Origin of the sequence: Acinetobacter stercoris, assembly GCF_900323515.1 — a bacterium.
Classification (GTDB): Bacteria; Pseudomonadota; Gammaproteobacteria; order Pseudomonadales; family Moraxellaceae; genus Acinetobacter; species Acinetobacter stercoris.
Map to the genome: position 1 here is coordinate 1 of NZ_OOGT01000211.1, position 6,593 is coordinate 6,593.

Annotated in this window: 11 protein-coding genes; 8 read left to right on the top strand and 3 right to left on the bottom strand. The window is 38.6% G+C overall.

Annotation, left to right across the window (positions count from 1 at the left end):
- The first annotated feature begins 31 nt into the window (after positions 1-31).
- The 8 genes from KPC_RS16625 (at position 32) to KPC_RS16660 (ending at position 4,931) form a co-directional block, all read left to right on the top strand.
- Entirely contained in the window at positions 32-448 is a 417-nt protein-coding gene (locus KPC_RS16625) for a YeeE/YedE family protein (protein ID WP_121975476.1), read from the top strand.
- Positions 449-865, top strand: coding sequence for a DUF6691 family protein (locus KPC_RS16630; protein ID WP_121975470.1), 417 nt, complete (start codon positions 449-451; stop codon positions 863-865).
- Between the two features lie 2 nt (positions 866-867).
- The gene (locus tag KPC_RS16635) at positions 868-1,740 is read left to right on the top strand and encodes an MBL fold metallo-hydrolase (RefSeq protein WP_121975471.1); all 873 of its coding nucleotides are present in this window, start codon (positions 868-870) and stop codon (positions 1,738-1,740) included.
- Positions 1,741-1,807: 67 nt separating this feature from the next.
- Positions 1,808-2,590, top strand: coding sequence for a sulfite exporter TauE/SafE family protein (locus KPC_RS16640; protein WP_121975472.1), 783 nt, complete (start codon positions 1,808-1,810; stop codon positions 2,588-2,590).
- A gap of 100 nt (positions 2,591-2,690) precedes the next feature.
- Positions 2,691-3,086 carry a rhodanese-like domain-containing protein gene (locus KPC_RS16645; RefSeq protein ID WP_121975473.1) on the top strand — a complete coding sequence of 132 codons (396 nt, stop codon included), beginning with the start codon at positions 2,691-2,693 and terminating at the stop codon, positions 3,084-3,086.
- A gap of 55 nt (positions 3,087-3,141) precedes the next feature.
- Positions 3,142-3,477, top strand: a complete 336-nt coding sequence (locus KPC_RS16650; RefSeq protein WP_004988488.1) for a carboxymuconolactone decarboxylase family protein — start codon at positions 3,142-3,144, stop codon at positions 3,475-3,477.
- A gap of 24 nt (positions 3,478-3,501) precedes the next feature.
- Positions 3,502-4,122 (top strand): methyltransferase domain-containing protein, encoded by a 621-nt coding sequence (locus KPC_RS16655; protein WP_121975474.1) that lies wholly within the window; start codon positions 3,502-3,504, stop codon positions 4,120-4,122.
- Between the two features lie 62 nt (positions 4,123-4,184).
- Positions 4,185-4,931 (top strand): SDR family NAD(P)-dependent oxidoreductase, encoded by a 747-nt coding sequence (locus tag KPC_RS16660; protein ID WP_228212294.1) that lies wholly within the window; start codon positions 4,185-4,187, stop codon positions 4,929-4,931.
- Between the two features lie 78 nt (positions 4,932-5,009).
- Here KPC_RS16660 and KPC_RS16665 read toward each other — a convergent pair whose 3' ends face one another.
- The 3 genes from KPC_RS16665 to KPC_RS16675 form a co-directional block, all read right to left on the bottom strand.
- Positions 5,010-5,318: a NifB/NifX family molybdenum-iron cluster-binding protein gene (locus KPC_RS16665; RefSeq protein ID WP_004859482.1), complete on the bottom strand. Its 309-nt coding sequence runs from the start codon at positions 5,316-5,318 to the stop codon at positions 5,010-5,012.
- Positions 5,319-5,410: 92 nt separating this feature from the next.
- Positions 5,411-5,671: a helix-turn-helix domain-containing protein gene (locus KPC_RS16670; RefSeq protein ID WP_004859483.1), complete on the bottom strand. Its 261-nt coding sequence runs from the start codon at positions 5,669-5,671 to the stop codon at positions 5,411-5,413.
- 270 nt (positions 5,672-5,941) lie between these two features.
- Positions 5,942-6,400, bottom strand: coding sequence for a hypothetical protein (locus KPC_RS16675; RefSeq protein WP_121975475.1), 459 nt, complete (start codon positions 6,398-6,400; stop codon positions 5,942-5,944).
- Positions 6,401-6,593 lie beyond the last annotated feature (193 nt).

The window sequence follows — 6,593 nt, forward strand, 5'->3', positions numbered from 1 at the left end:
AAAATATATTGTTTGGCGTGATTTGAATTGTATGTATGACTATTTGATTTCCTTTATCGGTGGATTATTGCTAGGTGCAGCTGTAGTTGGCTACCTATATGTAAATGGTCGTATTGCTGGAATTAGTGGATTAGTTGCACAAATTCTAAACCCTCAAACGATATTTAAGACACCTGCTATTTGGTTTATGTCAGGTTTGATCATTATATCCTTCATTTATGGGCGATTTGTTCAGCCAGAAATTGAATTGAATGCCAGTCCGTTGATGATGATCATTGCTGGGCTATTGGTGGGTTTTGGGACACGCTTAGGTTCAGGCTGTACCAGCGGTCATGGCATTTGTGGGATCAGTCGCTTATCTAAACGTTCTATTCTAGCCACCATGAGTTTTATGCTCGCTGGATTTGTTACGGTTTACATGATTCGCCATGTCACAGGAGCTTTCTAAATGAAGAATTTTCTTGCTTTCATTTTCGGCGGTTTATTTTCTATAGGTTTGATGCTTTCAGGGATGTCCAATCCAGAAAAAGTTCTAAACTTCTTAGATTTGTTTGGTGATTGGGATGCAAGCCTAGCTTTTGTAATGATTGGGGCGATTATGATTGCAATTATTCCTTTTCAAAAGGTGGTACGCAGTCAGGCACCTAAAACCGTATTTAATGAACCAATTGAATTACCTAGCAATCATAAAATTGATTTTAAATTGATCTCGGGCAGCCTTTTATTTGGTATTGGTTGGGGGATTGCTGGGATATGTCCTGCACCCAGTTTTACCTTGATTGGTCTTGGGCATTATCAGGTTCTGTATTTTATTGTCTCGATGTTTGCAGGCGTCTTGCTTCACCGTAAGTGGACAGGAGCTTAATCATGTCAAATTCACCTGTTGTAAAAGATTTTTTTCATGAAGATACCAATACGTTCAGTTATGTGGTGAGTGATCCAGCCACTAAGTCATGTGCAATTATTGACAGTGTGCTGGACTATGATGCTGCATCAGCCACAACTTCTACCACACATGCCGATCAGATCATTACCTATGTCAAAGCGCAGGGTTTAACAGTCGGGTGGGTCTTAGAAACCCATGTTCATGCCGATCATCTAACTGCTGCACAATATCTCAAAACCAAATTAGGCGGAAAAATCGCCATGAGCAAGAGAATTGCTGCGGTACAAGAGACCTTTTCTGCGATCTATCATTTGGATATCAAACAGTGGAATACCCAACAATTATTTGATTATTTGTTTGATGATCATGAGCAATTTCTAATTGGTTCAATCGAAGCATATAACATCCCGACTCCTGGACATACTCCAGCCTGCTTAAGTTATGTCATCGGTGATGCCGTGTTTGTGGGCGATACCTTGTTTATGCCAGATTATGGTACGGCACGCTGTGATTTCCCGAAGGGAAGCGCATCAATTCTTTTTGATTCAATACAAAGCTTATATCAATTGCCTGAGAAAACACGTGTATTTCTCTGCCATGATTATTTGCCAGAAAAGCGCGATACCTATATGTGTGAAACGGATATTCATACTCAAAAAAATCAGAATATCCATATTCACCATGGCACGACCAAAGATGATTTTGTTGAAATGCGTAATAAACGCGATGCGTGTTTAAGTATGCCCAAACTGATTTTACCTTCGATACAGATCAATATGAAAGCAGGACAATTCCCTGAACCAGAAGAGAATGGTGTTTCTTATTTAAAGCTTCCACTTAATTACTTCAAATAGGCAAATTTTTAGATTAAACAACAAGTTTTGTTTAATTGGATTGGTAAGAGAGGGGGGGACAGTAGCGATGTGGATGCTAACACTTGAAGGTCTGGTCATCGGTGGTTTGCTAGGGTTAACCGGTGCAGGTGGCGGCATTCTGGCTGTACCCGCACTGATGGCAAGTCAAGGGTGGACGGTCGCACAAGCTGCACCTGTTGGATTGCTTGCAGTCACTTTATCTGCCCTGGTTGGTACATTTGAAGGTTTATTTAAGAAAATAGTACGTTATCGGGCTGCGCTTTGGATTGCACTGATCAGCATTCCTTCAGCACGTTATGGTGTGCATCTGGGAGGAATAATTTCTCCTGTATGGCTTACATTGGCATTCAGTTTAGTCATGCTCGTTGTTGCTTACCGGATTTTTTTTAAAAAAGTGAATGACCATATAGGTGTGCTGTGTAAAGTTAACCAAACAACTGGTCGTCTGATTTGGAACATGAAAACTGCATTGTCACTCGGCAGTATTGGTCTGGTTGCAGGGTTACTTACCGGTTTGCTTGGAGTTGGAGGTGGTTTCGTGATTGTTCCAGCACTGAGTAAAGTAACTGATCTTGATATGCGAAGTATTGTTGCGACCTCGCTGATGATTATTTTCTTGATAGGTGGTGTCAGTATTTCAGCTCATATTTTAGATGGTTTTCAATACCCCATTTCGGTCACGCTGACTTTCGTTTTAGCTTGCATGGCCGGGATGTTGATTGGTCGAAGTTTGATGCCTTTAGTTAAGAATAGTCAAATCCAAAAGGTTTTTGCCATAACTGTCATAAGCGTAGCATTTTATTTAATTTCTACAGTCTTGATAACTTAATACAAGCAAGAGATTAGAGTCAAATTTAAAAACTGCGTTTTAAAGACATGAATATTTAATCAGAGACCAGATTTTTATAGATCAGAAGAGGTGAAGAGTAATGAAAACAGCAGAACAATTAATTTCAATGGCAAAGAACCGAATTCAAGAAGTGACGGTAGACGGCTTACTTGAAGCAATGAAAAATCATAAAACAATTCTCATTGATGTGCGCGAGCCCGAAGAGTTTCAAGCAGCAGCTATTGATCGCGCTGTGAACTATCCACGTGGGGTTTTAGAAATGCGTATTCATCAGCATCCGTTCGCTAGCCATCACTGTGATACAGCCCAAGCGCTAGAGCATTTGAAGGATCAGCCGATTTATCTGATTTGTGGTACGGGGGGACGATCAGCTCTGGCTACAGATACTTTACAGAATATGGGGTTTACTCAGGTGAAATCTGTTCAGGGTGGATTTCAAGCATGGCTAGAGCAGGGTTATCCAGTAGAGAAATAACTAGATTCCTATTTTAAGTCTAATCTAAGTTTATAGATATTCGAGTGAGAAAATCATGAAGTACAAAGAATTAACTCAAAATATTTCAGGCAGTTTAAAAACATTAGCACAGGATTCTCCTGATTTAATGAAAAGTTTTAATCAATTGTCACAAGTTGCAATGCGAGATGGTGTTATTGATCCTAAAACCAAAGAACTGATTGCCTTAGCGATTGGTGTTGCAGCACGATGTGATGGATGTATCGGTTTTCATGTCAGAACCCTAGTCAAAATGGGAATGACATTGCAAGAATTAGAGGAAGTGCTTGGTGTTGCAGTTTATATGGGGGGCGGTCCTTCATTGATGTATGCCGCTAATGCATTGGAAGCATTTAAAGAATTCACAGCTTAATTTTTTCAATCATTGGGAAACGATATGAATCAGCATTGGGATAATCTTTATTCGCAAACACAGGATCTGTATGGCATTTCGCCCAATCATTTTATTCAACAGATAGCAGATCAGGTTCCAATTGTGGGAAAAACTCTTGCTATAGCAGAGGGTGAGGGGAGGAATATCCTTTATTTGGCTAATAAAGCGAAACAGCAAAATGATTCATTTTCAGCAGAAATATGGGATTACTCAAAAGTTGCTTTGCAGCACTTATCTGCAAAAGCCCAACAAGCTGGTTTTGACTTCACACTGAGAAATATTGATCTCAATGATGTCGAATGGCCAAGAGAGCATTATCAAAATGTAATGTGTGTGTATGGGCATTTTGACGAAAATACTCAATTCAATGTTCTCACTGGGATTCGTCAAGCATTGACAAACAATGGCTGGTTTATTGGAGAGCTTTATTCTAAAGAGCAGATTGATTATCAAACCGGTGGTCCGAAAGATATTAACTATTTGTACGATCCAATGTCGTTTCTTTCAGTATTTAAAAATGATCATCTTTATCATTTTTATGTGGGTGAGCAGGAACGTCATGAAGGCAAGTTACATAACGGAAAATGTCATGTAGTTCAATTTGCAATTCAAGTGAAGAAATAGAGCGTAAAACGGTTCAAGCACGAGCATGGCTCACATGTTCATTTTATAAAAAAGAGAGGTTTATGATGTCAACACGTTTTAATAATAAAGTGGCTTTAGTTACAGGTGCGGGTTCGGGTATTGGGCGAAGCACGGCATTGCTTCTTGCTAAGCAAGGGGCAAAAGTTGTTGTTTCAGATATTAATCTTGATGCAGCTGAGAAAGTTGCAGCTGAAATTATGACTGCTGGCGGTCATGCTGTTGCGAATAAAACAGATACATCTCATCCTGAGGAAATGAAGCAAGCTGTTGAGTTTGCCGTGGAAAGCTTTGGGGCTCTTCATTTAGCCTTTAATAATGCGGGTATCTTAGGTGACGTCAATCCGATTGCTGAGTTGAGTATAGAGGCTTGGCGTAGAGTCATCGATATTAATTTGAATGCTGTTTTCTATGGGCTGCATTATCAGATTCCAGCAATACTTAAGTCAGGTGGTGGAGCGATTGTTAACACCGCATCAATCTTAGGTTTAGTCGGGACAAAGAACATTTCAGGATATGTTGCGGCGAAACATGGTGTGACTGGTCTGACAAAGACTGCATCATTAGAGTATGCTGATCAAGGTATACGCATTAATTCAGTTCACCCTGGTTATATCCAAACCCCATTAATTGGAGAGTTTGAGGAATCAGAATTAGTGAAACTTCATCCAGTTGGCCGATTGGGTAAACCAGAAGAAGTTGCTCAAGTAGTGGCTTTTCTATTGTCTGATGAAGCTTCATTTGTGACCGGCAGTCAATATACTGTTGATGGTTCTTATACTTCACAATAATAAATTAAATAAGAAAACCCTGCAGATGCAGGGTTTTCTTATTTTGTTCATGATAAATTACAGCTTCAATCCAGAATTTTATTTGGCTGAAATTAAACTGCAGATAAATTGTTCTGGTTCAATTTCTGCCGTTACCATGACATGAACACCAATATTTCTGAGTTTTTCTCGTAATCGATCGCCCATTCCCGTAGTTACGAATATATCCATAGGCAGCAGTTTTTCGAGTACCTCTCCAGACTGGGAAAAGGATTGCTCCTTTTCAACTTCAATAAGTTGTTTGTCAGTCACTTCTCCATCTTTTAATTCATATTTCCAGAATTTCCGACATTTTCCCGCATGGGGCGTAATATGACGCCGGTTCTGAGATGTAATCACAATAAACATGAAAATTTCTCCAAACCGATACGGTTATCTTTTTGCAGGTTCGTATCGGTTCTTAACGATTTTTAAATCACTCAAAATATGGCTCAGGCTCTTCAGGAAAGATTTTCCAATACAAACTGAGGTGACTTTATAAGCAGTTTGATTAAAGCCTGTGCTGAACTTGATGGATGGCGAACTCCGCGTTCCCAACTTTCTAATGTGCGAGCCGAAATGCATAATTTAGCGGCCAGTTCTGTCTGGGAGATGTTTAGTTCCTGTCGGATCTGGACAATTTGCTGTGCTAAACCCAGATAATAGCCGCTAATAAATTCATTTTGATCAGGTTGAGTACGATCATTTTTAAATAGATTCATTATGGTCTCTTCCGTATCGATATATCGGAAAATAGTAATAACTCTTTAAAATATTCCGAAACTGATTGGAGGTGTTGGAGAGAACAAAACTAGTTTAGTTATACTAAGCCTCATAATTATCCACTCCTATTCGGGTTATCGTGACTAGAGATGTAGATATTGAGCTGTGTACTTGGTCTGCAAAGATAACTCTAATATAGCTTATGTCATTATGTGGTGACCCTAGTACACAACACAGAAAAAATACATTTCTAATTTATTGTGTAACTACTAAACAGGGGGAGCACGGCTTTCAGGAATCAGAAATTCAAGAGCATTTAGGGCAGGTTTATATAAAGTTGTTGTCTTAGATAGTAGAAGTAGAGTTTGTATTCTAATCAATACTGTTCTAAGTTTTGTATCAACTAGAGGCAGAGTAAAGCTATGTACTAAACAAAATTGACAATAGTCATCAATCTGTGAACCTTTATTCTGCTGATGGTGATTTTGTAAATTAATAAAGTGATGCGTATGAGTTTGTCTCATCCCATTAGTATGATCTTCATACAAACCTAGTTTGGTTAATGGAGATTGTTGAGTAGTATGAGCACCTTTTAAGTACAGTGCATTGACAACACTATTACACACCCGAAAAACAGAGTATTTTTCGGGTAATAAAGGCTGTAGGAACACTGTAATCTGTAATAAGATTGCTATTAAACCAAGCAATTTTCCCAATTTGACGAGCACGTAAATACGCTTTAATCGAAATTACATTTTTATAATATATTAAAACGTATAATTTTAAAAATAAAATATGATGTAAGTTGTTGGTTAGAAGAGACAAACGTTGATTATCAATTTTAATTTACTCATCTTTAGATAAAGTACATTGCGAAGTTGACAGGAATTACAGCTTTTCAAAACTAGGAATATATTATAA

What these genes read in the sequence shown, in the direction of transcription:
- KPC_RS16625 (WP_121975476.1), top strand. Translation starts at nt 32, where the DNA reads ATGTATGACTATTTGATTTCCTTTATCGGTGGATTATTGCTAGGTGCA.
- KPC_RS16630 (WP_121975470.1), top strand. Translation starts at nt 449, where the DNA reads ATGAAGAATTTTCTTGCTTTCATTTTCGGCGGTTTATTTTCTATAGGT.
- KPC_RS16635 (WP_121975471.1), top strand. Translation starts at nt 868, where the DNA reads ATGTCAAATTCACCTGTTGTAAAAGATTTTTTTCATGAAGATACCAAT.
- KPC_RS16640 (WP_121975472.1), top strand. Translation starts at nt 1,808, where the DNA reads ATGTGGATGCTAACACTTGAAGGTCTGGTCATCGGTGGTTTGCTAGGG.
- KPC_RS16645 (WP_121975473.1), top strand. Translation starts at nt 2,691, where the DNA reads ATGAAAACAGCAGAACAATTAATTTCAATGGCAAAGAACCGAATTCAA.
- KPC_RS16650 (WP_004988488.1), top strand. Translation starts at nt 3,142, where the DNA reads ATGAAGTACAAAGAATTAACTCAAAATATTTCAGGCAGTTTAAAAACA.
- KPC_RS16655 (WP_121975474.1), top strand. Translation starts at nt 3,502, where the DNA reads ATGAATCAGCATTGGGATAATCTTTATTCGCAAACACAGGATCTGTAT.
- KPC_RS16660 (WP_228212294.1), top strand. Translation starts at nt 4,185, where the DNA reads ATGATGTCAACACGTTTTAATAATAAAGTGGCTTTAGTTACAGGTGCG.
- KPC_RS16665 (WP_004859482.1), bottom strand. Translation starts at nt 5,318, where the DNA reads ATGTTTATTGTGATTACATCTCAGAACCGGCGTCATATTACGCCCCAT.
- KPC_RS16670 (WP_004859483.1), bottom strand. Translation starts at nt 5,671, where the DNA reads ATGAATCTATTTAAAAATGATCGTACTCAACCTGATCAAAATGAATTT.